This is a genomic window from Rhodococcus sp. IEGM1339, assembly GCF_050321925.1.
GTDB lineage: Bacteria > Actinomycetota > Actinomycetes > Mycobacteriales > Mycobacteriaceae > Rhodococcus > Rhodococcus pyridinivorans.
The window spans coordinates 1-14,811 of sequence record NZ_JBNQFT010000027.1 but is presented as its reverse complement, the minus strand read 5'-3'; the positions used below and the strand labels follow the sequence as shown (position 1 = coordinate 14,811).

The window sequence follows — 14,811 nt, the reverse complement described above, 5'->3', positions numbered from 1 at the left end:
CGGGATCGCCGCAAGATCCGCCAGACGGACCGCTCTGTACGAAAATGTGTGAGCCACCGCATGGGGGGGAATCGATGAGAGAACCCCGTCGGCTCAACGAGGGGAGGGGCCGACGGGGTCCGTCCGTGCCGAGTCGAAAAGGGGAGGAGACGCGGCACGGTTTGTTGCGAGGAGCAACAACGTCTCCACGCTATCGACGATTGTGTCACCTGCCAACCTCACCGATGGGTGATCGGCGGGGTGAAATTCGCCCGGTCTGCACCTCTGGCGAGCGGCGTAATACGAGCGTACCGTTCGCTTCTGCGTGCGCGGGTATGCGCCGGACAGGAGTCGGTGGTCGTGGCCGTAACCATCCGCAAGGGCCGTGACAGCATCACCAAGCGAGTGCTGCTGGGAAGGCCGCTGCGAAGCGACACGCTCGGCCACACGCTGTTGCCGAAACGGATAGCCCTGCCGGTCTTCGCGTCCGACGCTCTGTCGTCCGTCGCCTATGCGCCGGAGGAGATCTTCCTCGTGTTGTCGGTGGCGGGCCTGTCCGCCTACGCATTCTCCGGGTGGATCGGTCTCGCGGTCGCCGTCGTCCTCGTCGTAGTGGTCGCGAGCTACCGGCAGAACGTGCATGCCTATCCGTCGGGGGGCGGCGACTACGAGGTGGCGACGAAGAACCTCGGTGCGATCGCCGGCCTGACGGTGGGCAGCGCGCTGATCGTCGACTACGTGCTGACGGTCGCCGTGTCGATCTCGTCGGCCGCCCAGAACATCGGGTCGGCCGTCCCCTTCGTCGAACACCACAAAGTGCTGTTCGCCATCACCGCGATCACACTCCTCACCGCGGTCAATCTGCGCGGACTCCGCGAAGCCGGAACAGCTTTCGCCGTGCCCACCTACGCCTTCATGTTCTGTGTCGGGGTGATGCTCGTCTGGGGCTTCGTGCGTCTCGTCGTGTCCGACGTCCCTCTGCGCGCCGAGTCGTCGCACTACGAACTCGCCGCCGAACAATCCCACCTGGCCGGGCTGGCCTTCGCCTTCCTCCTCGCCCGCGCGTTCTCGTCGGGATGTGCGGCCCTGACGGGAGTGGAGGCCATCAGCAACGGGGTGCCGGCCTTCCGGAAACCGAAATCGCACAACGCTGCCACCACCCTGCTCCTGCTGGGCGCCATCGCGATCACGCTGCTGATGGGCATCATCGTCCTCGCCGAGCGACTGGGGGTCGTCGTCGCCGCAGATCCCGCGACACAGTTGAGCGGGGCACCGGCCGACTATCACCAGAAGACACTGATCGCGCAGGTCGCCGAGACGGTCTTCACCGGTTTCCCGCTCGGTTTCTACCTCGTCACCGCCGTGACCGCGTTGATCCTCGTCCTCGCCGCGAATACGGCATTCAACGGGTTCCCGGTTCTCGCGTCGGTACTCGCGCAGGACAAACACCTGCCGACCCAGCTGCGCACCCGGGGCGATCGGCTCGCGTTCAGCAACGGCATCGTCTTCCTGGCTCTCGGAGCGATCGTGCTGGTATGGGTGTTCGACGCCGAGGTCACCCATCTCATCCAGCTCTACATCGTCGGAGTGTTCGTCTCCTTCACGTTGAGCCAGACCGGAATGGTTCGTCACTGGACGCGGCTGTTGGCCACCGAAACCGACTCGCGTCACCGCCGGAGAATGCAGCGTGCGCGCGTCGTCAACGGTGTGGGTCTGGCGATGACGGGGACCGTCCTGATCATCGTGCTCATCACGAAATTCCTCGCCGGCGCGTGGATCGCGATCCTCGCCATGGTGATCGTCTTCGTGACGATGCGGGCCGTCAACCACCACTACCGACGTGTGGCGGCCGAACTCGACGCCGGCAAATGGGACGGTCTGCTGCCCAGTCGTACGTATTCGATCGTGCTCGTGGCCAAGCTGCACCACCCGACACGTCGCGCGCTCGCGTACGCCTCGGCCACCCACCCCGACACCCTCGAAGCGATCACCGTCGACGTCGACGAGGAGGACACCCGCGCTCTCGTGCGCGAATGGGAAGCCAGCGACATCACGATTCCGTTGAAGGTGCTGGAGTCGCCGTACCGGGAGATCACGCGACCGGTACTCGACTACGTCAGGCGGGTGCGTGGCAACTCGCCGCGCGACGTGGTGACCGTCTTCATCCCCGAATACGTCGTGGGGCACTGGTGGGAGAATCTGCTCCACAATCAGAGCGCGCTGCGACTCAAGAGTCGTCTGCTGTTCCAGCCCGGGGTGATGGTAACGAGTGTGCCGTGGCGGTTGCACTCTTCGGATTCGAGTTAGACGAGCGCGGAGTCCGGTTCTCGATCAGGTTCGCGATGTCTGCACCGGCTCGCAGCAACGTTTCGGACTGCACTGCGATGGTGTGCAGGCGCTCGTGGAGTGCGTCCCTAGCAGTATCGGTGTCATTGTCGGTTCCGATCGCTGCCATCACCGCCCGGACCGCCGGGATGCGGTAGCCACCCGCGCGTAGTGCGGCAACGATCCGCGCATCCCGCGCCGCGGCGGGGGAGTAGCTCCGCGCAGCGTTACGGTCGATCCGTTCGGGCGCGACCATTCCCTCCTTCTCCCAGAACCTCAGGGTGGACGATCGCACTCCGATGGCGTTCGCCAGCTCGGTGATGCTCATGGCGTCGCCGGGTAGTGGAGGCGTGTCGTGGGCGGCCTCGTCGACGATGGTGTCGAGTGCGCGGAGCGCGGTGAGACTCTCGGCGCGTGCCCGCGCGAGCCCACTGTGGAGTTCGACGACACGGGCGAGTGCCTCGTCGTAGGGGAGGACCTGCACATCGTGCATGACACTGCGCGCCTCGACGGGACCCACCGCGACAGCCAGTGCGCGGTACGCACGCAGGGCCGTGACGTGTTCGGGACCGAATCTGCGATAGCCGTTGGGCATTCGTACGGCGGGAGGAATCACTCCGAGGCGTTCGAGATCGCGCACCTGCTGCACGGAGTATCCGGTGGCTGCCGCCAGACGCCCCGTCGTCATCGTGTGCTCCACTGCTCGAACCCTCCATAAGGACTTCAAGGTGACACTCGAAGTATGACCATGGAACAGATCCTCGCGCAGATCAGAAGCTTCAGCGGTGTCCTCGAGCTCGCACCACAGGAGGGGAACGGGCTCCCCGAGATTTGGTGGGGCGACCATTTCTTCTACTACGCCCCGGACGGCGAGGTCCCGCACAATCGGCAGCCCTACGCGACGATCGTGACGAAGAACTATCCGAACGACGAGGATTCGCGACTCGACGAGCCGGGTCGATGGCGGGTGAACGTACATGCCGGGACGCAGCTGTTCACCGAGTTGCTCGGCTACCCACCCCGGTCCGTCGACCCCTCGACGATCGACTTCGCCGAGGCCGACGTCTTCATCCCTCATCCGCTCTACGGCTCACTGGGATGGGTCGCGGTCGTCGAACCCGGCGAGCGGACCACGCCGCGTCTGCTCGAAGTGCTGCGCGACGCCCACCTGGCCGATCGGCGCCGGGTCGAACGCAGGAGCGCATTGCGCGACACGGAGTGATCGTGCGAAAAAGCTTCTGCTCTCACCCATCCCGATCCGGATTGCTCTCGAAGAACGACGTCACGGTGTCGACGGTGAAGCGGTGACGCAGGCGGCATGCCGAGTTCTGGTTCGCGAACAGGCCCGGGATGCGGAAGGCATCCTCGCGCGCGACGGTGTGCGTCCACTGCACCGGCACGATCCACTCGCGGTGGTCCTCGTGCGGGTCCGTGCTCTCGCTCTCGTGGATGTACGGCGCCTTCAGGTCGAGGCTGCGGAACGGCACCGCGCGACCGTCGACGACGAGCGTCGCCTCGTCGGCCGGAACCACCGCGCCGGTCACGACGCCGATGCCGACGTATCCGCTCTTCGGGATGTAAACGAAGACGCGGCCACCGACGGGCAACTCCTGCAAGGAATCCGAATACCAGCGGCCACCGCCGGCGGCGACGAAGCCGTAACGGCGGCCGTCGTCCCAATTCCGTGACGGGCTGCGCTCACCGAAGTTCACGTACCAATCCCGGCCGTTCCATTCGGACTCGGGACGATTCGACCCGGACGATTCCGCCACGCACACTCCTTCGTCGGGAACACCTCGTTCCACGGTAGGCGCGAGCGGAACCGCCGGTGTGATCAGTGCCGGTCGCAGATGATCAGTGCCAGCTGCCCTGCCTGTCGAGGGTTTCGACGGGAGTCGCGCCGGGCCGGGTCCACTGCGGCACCGGCCGGCTCGTCTCATCCCATGTCGCATTGCCGTCGGCGTCGGTGCGCCAGAACCAGCACGGATCGTCGCCCTCCGGCCAGCCCTCGGGTTTGTCCTCCCACCTCTCGCCGCGTCCGTACGGGGTGATGTCGAGCAGGCCGGCGGAGCTGTTGGCCCGTTCGGTGCCGCGACCCGTCGTGGAGTAGGTGAGGAAGGTCCGGTCTCCGTCGCGGAGGTAGGAGGTGAGATAACCCATCGCTCCGCCCACGGGTTCGTCGAGGTCGCGCACCGAATACCAGGGCTGCGTGTAGCCCATGAACTCGACGAACGCTGCCACCTCCTCCCACGGGCCGGTGGTGACGAATGCGAGCGACACCCCGCGAGCATTGAGGTAGACGGCGTCGCGGACGTGCCAGGCCGTGGTCGTGCATCCCTCGCACTGCCCTTGCGGAGGTGCACCGTCGTACCACATGTGCTTGTAGACGACGAGTTCGTTGCGACCCTGGAAGAGGTCGAGGAAGGGGACCGGGCCGTCGGGCCCGACCACCTCGACCGTTCCGTCGAACTCCACCATCGGGAGTCGTCGGCGAGCCGCGGCGATGGCGTCGCCTTCCTTGGTGTGGGCTTTCTCGCGAACGAGGAGTTCGTCGCGCGCGGCCTGCCAGGTCGCGAGGTCGACCACGGGTGGACGGCCGGAATGCGGTTCGGTCATGGTGACCTCCGGAAAGCGGGAACCGCGACGCGCGCGGGAGCGGATCGGACGGATTACACGCGGCTCGGTTGGAGCACGTCGCGGAGCACGGCGGCGAAAGCTTCAGGATCGCCGGGCATACCCTCTGAGGCACCCATGAAGCCACCGTGATCGCCGGGGAACAGCGTCGGAGTTGTGCCGAGCCGGTCGGCGAGCGCTGCCGAGGCGCGGCCGCACAGCTGGCGTACCGACTCGCGACCACCTGCGACGACGATGCGCGTGGACGCGTTCGCGAGAGCGTCGAGATCGGGGTGGTAGCCCGTGCACGACATCCAGTTCTGACCCAGCAGCACGTCGTCGCGGGTCCCGTCGTCCTCGCTGGGCAGTCCGAAGTCGGACGGGCTCGGAGCGGGCCGGTCGAGATAGTCGGAGGTCAGTTCACCTCCGTAGCCGACCAGGGCGATGAACTTCGCCATGGCCGGTCCGAGGCCGCTGCGCTGATAGGTGTCGCGGATGTCGTCGCGCACCGCTTCGGCCCCGATGCGATCGGGCAACAGTTCCATGATCGGCGGTTCGTGCGCGACCAGCGTGCGCACCTGCTCGGGGTGGCGCGAGACGAGTTCGAGGGCGTTGACTGCGCCGCCGCTGCTGGCGAAGACGTCGACGGGACCGAGATCGAGTTCGACGAGGATCCGGTGCAGGTCGTCGGCGTGCAGAGCGGGAGTGGACTGCATCGACGTGTCGGTGCGCGTACCGCGGCCCGTGCCGCGCGGGTCGTAGGTGATCACCGTCCGGTCGTCGAAGAAGGAGGCGAGGCTCGTGAAGCCGCTCGCGTCCATCGGGGATCCGGCGAGCAGCAGCGGGGTGGCGTCGCCGGGGACGGTGCGGACGTCGTAGACGAGAGTCGCGCCAGGGACGTCGATCGAGTGGGTGACGAATTCGGGCATGTCGGCTCCTTCTGGGGTCGGTGACCATACCGACCCGCGCCGCCCGAGAAATTCATCGCACATACGACCGCGTCCGCACCCATGACGGATGCGGACGCGGTGTGCGCTGGCTCAGTGGGCGATGCCCGGTTTCGCAGGCAGTCCGCCGAGGAGCGCAAGAGATCCGAAGTGCATATGTGTTCCTCCTGTCGTTCGGTTATCCGGACTGCGTCCGCACCGGGACGCTGACCGAGGAGTACCCGCCGCCTCGGTGCGAAACACTGCCGCGGACCGAAAATTCACTTCGTTATGTTTTCGTGCCCTCGGGGAGTTTTCGCGCGGTCGGACCCGGCCGGGTCTGCGACTCGCTCGGCCGCAGCGGACCGTGGCCGTGGGCGCATTGCACGACCGCTTCGACCGAAGCGCCACAGTCGCGGTGTTCGATGAGCAGTGACGGGCCGTCGGGATCTGCACAGTATTTGTCCCCCCACTGGAGCAGGGCGATGACCGGAACTACCGAGGCTCGTCCGACGATCGAGGACTACGGGCAGAAGTCGCCGAGCCGATTCGTCGAGGCGAGCGGCTTCGTCGTCGAGGAAGCCACTTCCTGCGTTCGACGACGGGATGCCGCGCGTCGGTCACGGCAGAACCGTTGCAGCAGGGGAGGACTCAGCAACTGTGGCTGGTGATCATCACCGACACCACGACCAGCAAGGTCCTCGCTCGCGGTCAGCTGCGACTGCAGAACGTTCCGTTGCCGGAGTAGTTGTTTGCGCGCATCGGTGTCGGGAATCCGTATTCATGGCAAGCATGGAACCGTTTCTCCCGATCAAGCACACCGGCTCCAACGAGATCGACGCGGCCGATCCCGGTCAGGGCGCGCCGGCTACAGATCCCGGACCCGTCCCGGGTGAGGACGTCGACCCCGAGATCGCGCAGCGCGAGAAGGACGAACTCGAGAAGAAGATGTCCGAAAAGTGTGACGAGGAAACAGTTTTCCGGACTCCGGAAGTGGATCCGTCCGAATGGACCGAACCGCGCCCGCACGCAGGGGGTGGTGCGGGCGCGGAGTCGATCGGTCCGGCTGTCAGAGAATGATGCCGAGGGCGGCGAGGAGTCCACCGAGGGTCAGTGCGAGAGATCCGAACAGCATAGGAATACCTCCATGTTGTTGTGGATGGGCACGCCCGCGAACGGGCGCGGGAAGTGAATGGATCCGCAAGATCGATTCACTTCCGTCCCATACTTCGCGAAGGCCTCAAAGCCTGTTACCTGCCGTCACTAGTTGTTATATTTCTGTGATAACAGTGTCCGATTAGACCGAAATGCCCTTTGATCATGGGCGTTTCAGGACTTGGGATTCACGGCGTTCTGGGACTTTCCGCGTTCGATCACCGCAGCCCGTCGCTCGGCGACCCGCGACGGCGAGAACTCCCGCATCCACTCTTCCGAGGTCTGCTGCTCCACCCGTAGGGCCGGTTCGACGACATGCTCCTCGGCCCGGCGGTACGACGCGAGCAACGCCCGCATACCGGATTGGTCGTTGCCGGCGATCGTCCGCGCGACCTCCACGGCCGTGCCGAGCAGTTCGTCATGCGCGACGACCTGCGTCACCAGACCCGCACGCAGCGCCTCCTCGGCACCCACGAAGTTGCCGGACAGGCTCATGCGACGCGCGAAGCCCGGACCCACCGCCGCGGGCAGGCGCTGGGTGAGTCCCCAACCCGGCAGGACGCCGACTCGCGCGTGGGTGTCGGCGAAGCGGGCGCGCTCGGACGCGATGAGGAAGTCGCACGCGAGTGCCATTTCGAGACCACCGGTGATGGCGGCGCCGTTCACCGCGCCGATGATCGGCTTGGAGATGGGCTTCCACGGATGACCGACGGGGAGGTCGGCGCCGGACACCAGCGACAGGTTGCCTCCACCTTCCCCGAGTTCCTGCAGGTCGAGTCCGGCGCAGAAGGCCGGGTCGGTGCCGGTAAGGACCACGACGTTCGTCTCGTCGTCCGCCTCCGCTGCAGCGATCTCGGTGCGCAGGGCATCGATGAGCGCCGAGCTCAGCGCATTCCGCGCCTCCGGGCGGTTGAAGGTGAGAATGCGGACGGAATCGCGCTGCTCGACGAGCAGGATTTCTTCGGAAGTCATGGGCCCGACAGTATCCGTAACTTCGGTGGATCCGACCTCGCTCAGCGGGGCTGAATCCACTGAACTTGTGCCTGCGTACGTTCCCCGATCCAGGAGCGCATCGAGTCGACGCTCTCCTGCAGCGCCTCGGCAGTGAGGCCGTCGGAGGTCGGCACCGACGCCGCCACCGCGTCGAGCACCTCGAGTGCCAGACCGTTGCCGTAGATCTGTTCGGACAGCTCCTGATACACCCGGTGGTAGATCTCCGTGAAGGCGTCGGAGTCGAGGAAACGGGTCTTCAAGGTATTGCCGCCGCCTGGTCCGCGACTCTCACCTCCAGGCATTCCAGGTGGCATGGCCTGAGGCGTCCCCTCCGGTGGCGCGGCGCCCGCCATGCCCTGCGGGCGACCGCCCGGTCCCATGCCGCCCATCATGGAGATGGAGTCGTCCGGGCCGGCGGAAGTATCACCCTGCATGGCCATGTTCAGATCCCACGAGACCACCGAGAGCTTCTTCGTGTCGAGGTCGTACCAGAGGTAGTAGTTCTGACCGGGTCCGGCCATGTCGTCGAAGTTGACGAGCAGGTTCTGTGTGGCGACGTACCGAGCGAAGGACTCGACGTCGACCCAGTCGGCGAGGTGCGCGTCGAACTCTGCGTCGTCGGCCGAGTCCATCCACTTCAGGAAGCTGATGATGGGTTGCAGCGTCCCGGAGTCGGCGGCATTGATCTCCTCGAACTGGTCGGCGTAGTCCGACTGGTCGTCGCCGACGTACTCGAACCGCGACGACGCATCGGCCTTGTAGAGATAGCCGGGGGAGTCGAACAGCGAGTTGGCGTACTGCTCATCGGGATGCTCGAGCACCAGTCGTGTCGCGGTGGCGCTGTCGTTGACCGAGTACACCGTGTACGCGTACCGCTGGGTCGGTTGATCGGTCTCGGCGGTGAGCGACAACGCCATCGCCTCGTTGATCACCGGCGAGCCGGGCCGCACCGACAGTTCTGTCATGCCCTGATACGCGCGACCGTCGACGTACTCGTCGAAACGGATCAGCAAGGGCAACGAGGTCGGATCCTCCGGATCCGCCTGAACCGTGCCCTCCATCCCGGGCGGGCCTTGCGCCTGATCGAAACCCTCGCCCTGCAGGCCGCGCAGCGTCGAGTTGCCCTTCAGGCGCACACCCACGTCGTCGATGTGGGTGCCGTCGATGACCACATCGGCGACCACCCACTCCTTGTCGCCGTCCTTCTCGTATGCGGAGATCATGTCGTCGTACTCGGCGTCGCCGACCTCGAGCGACAACTCGTGTGTGACGGAGGTGTCGAACAGATCGACTGTGCCGGCGACGTTCTCGGTGATCTCCGAGGAGATGATCGTCGGGTCGCCTGTGATGTAGGGCCGCACGCGTGTCGCTCCGAAGGCCGTGGCCACGATCGCGACGAACGCGATGAACGCCACCGGCAGTTTCCAGTGCCGCCGCAGCGAGGTCGGTATCCGGTGCCGCAGACGGCGCCGCGGGGTGGGTGCAGTCATCACAGGTCGGTCTGGTCGTATCCGGTCAGGACGCTCACCCGCTGGCCGGCATTGACGGCGCTCAGTGCCGCGATCAGGTCGTTCGAGCTCGTGCCCTTCTTCAGCTGCGCCGTGTAGTACAGCTCCACCAGAGCGCCGGCGCGGACGGATTCGGTGGACACCAACTCGTATTCACTGCAGTGCTTGATGAGAATGTCCTCGACGGTGCTGGTGTAGGCCGGCTCCGGCGGCACCTGCACCTTGACCACCTGACGCTGCACATCGAGCGTGAACCAGTTGAACTTGTTCATGATCAGCAGTACGAGGCAGATCGCGACGGTCGCTGCGATGGCGAGCACGTAGAAGCGGGTACCGGTGGTCATGCCGATGGCCATCACCAGGAAGATGAACCCGACATCGCGAGTTTCTTTGATGGCGTTGCGGAATCGCACCACCGAGAGCGCGCCGACGAGAGCGAACGCCCGGGCGATGTTCGATCCGACCACCAGCATGATGAGCGCGATGACCATACCGACCAGCACCAGCGTCTGCACGTAGGACTGGCTGTAGGAGACGTTCTTGTGCGTGTAGCGGTAGACCCACGCAATGACGCTCGACAGCACGAACGACAACGCCAGCGACACCACGATGTCGAAGGTCGTGAACGTGCCACTGAGATCTTGGAAATCGAAGTTCATATCCGTCCTTGTTTCGGAGAAGGGAAGGTCAGCGAGCCGGAATCGGTTCGGTGGACAGAAGATCGGTGGGTACCCGCGCGTCGGAGCCGTCCGGCGACACCAGTTCCGGTGCACCGAAACGGGACCGGGGTGCGAGCCCGAACGCCTCGACCGACTGGCAGTACTTCGACACCCGGATCACCGACATGTCCAGCCGGGCCGTCAAATCGGTCGCCCAGTAGGGCACCCGTTCGTTGGCCTTGAGCTCTACGACGGCCAGCTTCGGCGGGATGATGAAGCGGTTCTCTGCGCCGGACGCGAAGTGGAAGTCGCGGTCGCGGCCGTGCACCTTGTGGTCGATCGTCACGCGCAGGCCGAGGTCGGCGTCGCGTCCGACGAACGCCTCGCGCAGATAGCCGGTGGTCACGATCGGTCGCAGATCCAGATTCCCCACGAGACCGGAGACCTCGTCGACGAACGGCCGCTGCGAGTCGTCGCACTCGATGTCCTCGCGTCCGTTCAGCCATCGCAGGGCGACGCCGTACGGGAGGGCAGTGCGACGCTTCTGGGTCACCCGGTTGACGCGCTGCTTGATCTCGACCTGCACGGGAGAGTCGTCGGTGCATGCGGCCGGGTCGCCGTACAGCCGCATGCGTACCTTGCGGCGGAACTTCAAGCCTTCGATCTTCTCCCAGTAGAACCGCAGATCCGGGGTGTCGTAGTACAGCGACGTCACCGGATAGCCCCCGTGTGGGGAGTACGGATCGGTGTCCATCCGGGCGGCGAGCTCGCGCCGTAGTTCGGGCACCTTCATCTCGTCGACGAAATACTTGATCTCGTACCGGTTGAACGCGTGCAGTCTGCTCGCGGTCTGTTGATAGCCGTTGTTCACCCCCACAGCACACACTCGTGATCTCGAGGTTCCGTGGAGTTCTCCTGGCAACTTCCTGACAATCGGAAAGCTCACAGGAACCTGCCAGGAAATCTCGAGCGCGGTGCCAGCCCTACCCGCGACAATCGAAGTCGTGACCGACCGGATTCCCGAAGCGCGCGTGCTCGTCGTCGACGACGAGCCGAGCATCGTCGAACTGCTGTCCGTGAGCCTGAAGTTCCAGGGCTTCGAGGTGGAGACCGCGAGCAACGGCGCCGAAGGACTCGACAAGGCGCGTCGCTTCCGGCCCGACGCGGTGATCCTCGACGTGATGATGCCCGGCATGGACGGCATGGGCATGCTGCGTCGCCTGCGCGCCGATGGCATCGACGCGCCCGTGCTGTTCCTGACCGCGAAAGACGCGGTGGAGGACAAGGTCGCGGGCCTGACGCTCGGCGCCGACGACTACGTCACCAAACCGTTCAGCCTCGAAGAGGTCATCGCCCGGCTGCGCACGATCCTGCGCCGCGCCGGCAAGGTGTCCGAGACCGAACGCAGCTCCCGCATCACCTTCGCCGACCTCGAACTCGACGAAGACACCCACGAGGTGTTCAAGGCCGGCAAGCCCGTGTCGCTGTCGCCGACCGAGTTCACGCTGCTGCGGTACTTCATGCTCAACGCCGGGACGGTGCTGAGCAAGCCCCGCATCCTCGAGCACGTGTGGAACTACGACTTCGGCGGTGAGGTCGGGGTTGTCGAGTCGTACGTGTCGTATCTGCGACGCAAGGTGGACATCGGCGACGTCCCCCTCATCCACACCGTTCGCGGGGTGGGCTACGTGATGCGGGAACCCCGCACATGAACCGGCTGCGGGCGCTGCCACTCCGTTGGACGCTGGTGGCCGCCCTGGTGCTCCTGGCCGGCATCGGTCTGCTCGCGTCGGGTGTTGCCGTCACCTCGGCTCTGCAGAACTCTCTGCTGTCGCGCGTCGACCGGGACCTCGAGGAGGCCGCACGGACCTGGGCGCGACCCGACAAGCCGCCACCGACGCCACCGCTGGACGCCCCCACCTCCCGGCGACCACCGAGCCCCTTCTACGTGCAGGTCGTCGACGCCGACGGACAAGTGCTGTTCGTCGTCAACGACGAGTCGACCGCACCGGATGTGCCTGAGGATCCGACCGGTAGGCCCGTCACCGTCGGATCCGTGGGCGACGACGGTCCGCACTGGCGGGTGATGAGCACCGAGAACACGTCGGGTGTCGTGACCACCGTCGGGATGAGCCTGGCCGAGGCCGACGAGACGGTGGACAGCCTCGTCCTGCTGCAGACGGTGATCGGTGCGGTCGTGCTGGTCGCACTGGCGGTGGGCGGCGGTGTCGTCGTGCGGATGAGCCTGCGTCCCCTCGACGAGGTCGAGCGCACCGCCGCCGCGATCGCTGAAGGCGACCTCAGCGAGCGGGTGCCCGAGGGCGATCCCCGAACCGAGATCGGGCGGTTGTCGGTGACCTTCAACGCCATGCTCGGCAGGATCGAATCAGCCTTCGCAGCAACCGCAGCATCCGAGGAGTCGGCGCGACGCTCGGAGGAGAAGATGCGTCGCTTCGTCGCCGATGCCAGCCACGAACTCCGCACCCCGCTCACCACCATCGGCGGTTTCGCCGAGTTGTACCGGCAGGGCGCGAGTACCGACACCGTCATGCTCATGGACCGCATCGAACGCGAGGCCCGCCGTATGGGTCTGCTCGTCGAAGACCTGCTGATGCTTGCGCGACTCGACGAACAACGTCCGCTCGACCGTTCCCCGGTGGATCTGCTCGCGGTCGCCGCCGACGCGGTGCACAACGCGCGCGCCGTCGCACCCGAACGGACCGTTACCCTCGACATCATCGACGGCCCAGGCACTCCCGAGGTTCTCGGCGACGACGCCCGTCTGCGTCAGGTGTTGAGCAATCTCGTCACAAACGCCCTGACCCACACCCCACCAGACGCCGATGTCACAGTGCGGGTGGGTACCTCGGACTCCGATGCGATCTTGGAAGTCGCCGACACCGGCCCCGGTCTCGATCCCGACGACCGCGAGCGCGTCTTCGAACGCTTCTACCGCGCCGACGCCTCCCGCACCCGCGCGTCGGGTGGGAGTGGTCTGGGCCTGTCGATCGTTGCTGCGCTGGTCGCGGCGCACGGCGGGAAGGTGGAGGTGGAGTCCGAGAAAGGTGTCGGCTCTACCTTCCGTGTACGCATCCCCCGCCTACTTCCACGCCACTTCTCGATGAGGCGTGCTCAGTAGAGATCGTCGAGCTTGTCGAGATCGACGCCCTTCGTCTCGCGACTGGTGGCCACGGCGATCACGGTGATCGACATGGTGATCACCAGATAGACGATGACTGCGGTGGCACTGAAGCGGTCGACCAGCCACACCGCGATGAACGGGGCAGGAGCCCCGGCGATGATCGACGAGCCTCTCGCTAGCGATACCGAAGCCTATCCCGGCCACATCTCCGGCTATCGGCATGGCGGTCGGGTTGCGCGGGCCGCGTGGTGTCCTCACCACCTGGCAGGGGGCGCTTGATGTTTCGGAAACTCGAAGTAACACTATTCGGCGCCCGGCTCTCGTCGATCTCGGGAAATCGATCGGGTCCCGGGTTGGAAAGAACGTCACATAAACGTGATTATCATCACTTCTCGTATTCCCATCGTTCGGACTACGACCAGGTAGATGCACTCGAAGACCAAGGGATTCAACCGAACACACGACACGATCCCATGACCGGCTACCGAACAGGGTCTGGATTTCCCGGCTGATCTGCGACAAGACTTCGATTCACACGTAACGCTCAGCTATTTCTCAGGGATAGTTCGGGTAACGCTCGCTCGAGTCCGGTTCCAGCGCCGGGGCCGGATTCGTCGGGAAATAGTTTTGTCTCGGGGAGGAGACACATTCATGGGGAGGACTGCGGGATGACGACGGTCGATGATCGAGGGCTCGACCCGTCCGACGCTCCGCGGCGCGCACCTGACCGTGCGCCCGCGGACGCGTCGCCCGGCACCGGTGTCAACCGGTGGAAGTGGCAGAACGTGTACGTGAAGAGGCTGTGCCTCACGGACGCGATCACCGTGGTCCTCTCCGTGATCCTGGCGCAGACCGTCCGCTTCGGCTACGAGGATCTACTCCGCGCCGGAGGTGGCGGTCAGCTCGATTACACGGTGGTATCTGCCGTCCTCATCGTGGCCTGGCTGGGCGCGCTGAGCGTCTTCCGTACGCGGTCGCGTCGCGTGATCGGTGCCGGCTACGACGAGTATCAGCGGGTCATCTCGGCGACGCTCGCCGTGTTCGGCACCATCGCCATCATCGCGCTCATCACCAACCAGCAGATCGCGCGTGGCTTCCTTGCTATCGCTCTGCCGGTGGGTCTTGCCGGTCTGCTGTTGTCGCGGTGGGTGTGGCGGAAAGTGATCGCGCGCAAGCGTGCTCGGGGTGAGTTCCAGACGTCGGTACTCGTTGTGGGCGGTGCCCGGGCGGTGCGGCACATGACCCGCACCTTCTCCCGTCAGGACGGAGAGGGCTATTGCGTTGTCGGTGTCTGCGTGCCGCGTTATTCGGGTGCGCCCGGTGATGTGATCGATGTCGACGGCCGGGAGATCACCGTCTACGGCGACGAGCACTCCGTCGTCGAAGCGCTCGAGTTGTCGGGGGCGGACACGGTGGTGGTCACCGCCACCGAAACCCTGGGCAGCGACGGTTTGCACGATCTGGTCTGGCAGCTCGAACCGCTCGAGACGGATCTGGTGGTCGCGACGGGG

Annotated in this window: 13 protein-coding genes and 3 pseudogenes; 7 read left to right on the top strand and 9 right to left on the bottom strand. The window is 65.5% G+C overall.

Annotated features, from left to right (window positions below; translation table 11 throughout):
• Positions 1-339 precede the first annotated feature (339 nt).
• Positions 340-2,286 carry an APC family permease gene (locus tag ACQR3U_RS20245; protein WP_230811336.1) on the top strand — a complete coding sequence of 649 codons (1,947 nt, stop codon included), beginning with the start codon at positions 340-342 and terminating at the stop codon, positions 2,284-2,286.
• Here ACQR3U_RS20245 and ACQR3U_RS20240 read toward each other — a convergent pair.
• The gene (locus ACQR3U_RS20240; RefSeq protein ID WP_230811337.1) at positions 2,207-2,992 is read right to left on the bottom strand and encodes a MerR family transcriptional regulator; all 786 of its coding nucleotides are present in this window, start codon (positions 2,990-2,992) and stop codon (positions 2,207-2,209) included. The two genes, ACQR3U_RS20245 and ACQR3U_RS20240, sit on opposite strands and share 80 nt — an antisense overlap.
• Positions 2,993-3,046: 54 nt before the next feature.
• Here ACQR3U_RS20240 and ACQR3U_RS20235 point away from each other — a divergent pair, with 54 nt between their 5' ends.
• Entirely contained in the window at positions 3,047-3,526 is a 480-nt protein-coding gene (locus tag ACQR3U_RS20235; RefSeq protein ID WP_230811338.1) for a DUF6194 family protein, read from the top strand.
• A gap of 22 nt (positions 3,527-3,548) precedes the next feature.
• Here ACQR3U_RS20235 and ACQR3U_RS20230 read toward each other — a convergent pair whose 3' ends face one another.
• The 3 genes from ACQR3U_RS20230 to ACQR3U_RS20220 all read right to left on the bottom strand — a co-directional run bounded on the left by ACQR3U_RS20230 (position 3,549) and on the right by ACQR3U_RS20220 (position 5,846).
• On the bottom strand, positions 3,549-4,076 hold the full coding sequence (locus tag ACQR3U_RS20230) for a hypothetical protein (RefSeq protein WP_230811339.1): 528 nt from the start codon (positions 4,074-4,076) through the stop codon (positions 3,549-3,551).
• Positions 4,077-4,158: 82 nt separating this feature from the next.
• The gene (locus tag ACQR3U_RS20225; protein WP_033096275.1) at positions 4,159-4,920 is read right to left on the bottom strand and encodes a DUF899 family protein; all 762 of its coding nucleotides are present in this window, start codon (positions 4,918-4,920) and stop codon (positions 4,159-4,161) included.
• 53 nt (positions 4,921-4,973) lie between these two features.
• The gene (locus ACQR3U_RS20220; RefSeq protein WP_219129464.1) at positions 4,974-5,846 is read right to left on the bottom strand and encodes an alpha/beta fold hydrolase; all 873 of its coding nucleotides are present in this window, start codon (positions 5,844-5,846) and stop codon (positions 4,974-4,976) included.
• Between the two features lie 583 nt (positions 5,847-6,429).
• On the opposite strand from ACQR3U_RS20220, the pseudogene ACQR3U_RS20215 reads away from it, so the two are divergent.
• Both ACQR3U_RS20215 and ACQR3U_RS20210 read left to right on the top strand, forming a co-directional pair.
• Positions 6,430-6,591: pseudogene (locus ACQR3U_RS20215) on the top strand (PaaI family thioesterase); the annotation flags it as partial.
• Between the two features lie 44 nt (positions 6,592-6,635).
• Positions 6,636-6,923 (top strand): hypothetical protein, encoded by a 288-nt coding sequence (locus tag ACQR3U_RS20210; protein WP_230811340.1) that lies wholly within the window; start codon positions 6,636-6,638, stop codon positions 6,921-6,923.
• A gap of 249 nt (positions 6,924-7,172) precedes the next feature.
• Here ACQR3U_RS20210 and ACQR3U_RS20205 read toward each other — a convergent pair whose 3' ends face one another.
• Genes ACQR3U_RS20205 through ACQR3U_RS20190 form a run of 4 tightly spaced genes read right to left on the bottom strand, consistent with a single transcriptional unit; the run spans position 7,173 to position 11,029 of the window.
• Entirely contained in the window at positions 7,173-7,970 is a 798-nt protein-coding gene (locus tag ACQR3U_RS20205) for an enoyl-CoA hydratase (protein ID WP_033096272.1), read from the bottom strand.
• Between the two features lie 41 nt (positions 7,971-8,011).
• Positions 8,012-9,481 (bottom strand): CotH kinase family protein, encoded by a 1,470-nt coding sequence (locus ACQR3U_RS20200; protein WP_230811341.1) that lies wholly within the window; start codon positions 9,479-9,481, stop codon positions 8,012-8,014.
• Positions 9,481-10,158 carry a DUF4956 domain-containing protein gene (locus ACQR3U_RS20195; RefSeq protein WP_006553093.1) on the bottom strand — a complete coding sequence of 226 codons (678 nt, stop codon included), beginning with the start codon at positions 10,156-10,158 and terminating at the stop codon, positions 9,481-9,483. The genes ACQR3U_RS20200 and ACQR3U_RS20195 overlap by 1 nt, the downstream gene beginning before the upstream one ends.
• A gap of 28 nt (positions 10,159-10,186) precedes the next feature.
• Entirely contained in the window at positions 10,187-11,029 is an 843-nt protein-coding gene (locus ACQR3U_RS20190) for a polyphosphate polymerase domain-containing protein (RefSeq protein ID WP_019290963.1), read from the bottom strand.
• Between the two features lie 133 nt (positions 11,030-11,162).
• On the opposite strand from ACQR3U_RS20190, the gene ACQR3U_RS20185 reads away from it, so the two are divergent.
• Together ACQR3U_RS20185 and ACQR3U_RS20180 are read left to right on the top strand one after the other, a co-directional pair.
• Positions 11,163-11,870, top strand: a complete 708-nt coding sequence (locus ACQR3U_RS20185; RefSeq protein WP_230811342.1) for a response regulator transcription factor — start codon at positions 11,163-11,165, stop codon at positions 11,868-11,870.
• Positions 11,867-13,297, top strand: coding sequence for a sensor histidine kinase (locus ACQR3U_RS20180; protein WP_230811343.1), 1,431 nt, complete (start codon positions 11,867-11,869; stop codon positions 13,295-13,297). The genes ACQR3U_RS20185 and ACQR3U_RS20180 overlap by 4 nt, the downstream gene beginning before the upstream one ends.
• On the opposite strand, the pseudogene ACQR3U_RS20175 reads toward ACQR3U_RS20180, so the two are convergent.
• A pseudogene (locus tag ACQR3U_RS20175) lies at positions 13,291-13,473 on the bottom strand (MFS transporter); the annotation flags it as partial. The gene ACQR3U_RS20180 and the pseudogene ACQR3U_RS20175 overlap by 7 nt on opposite strands.
• A 495-nt stretch (positions 13,474-13,968) precedes the next feature.
• On the opposite strand from ACQR3U_RS20175, the pseudogene ACQR3U_RS20170 reads away from it, so the two are divergent.
• A pseudogene (locus ACQR3U_RS20170) lies at positions 13,969-14,811 on the top strand (sugar transferase); the annotation flags it as partial.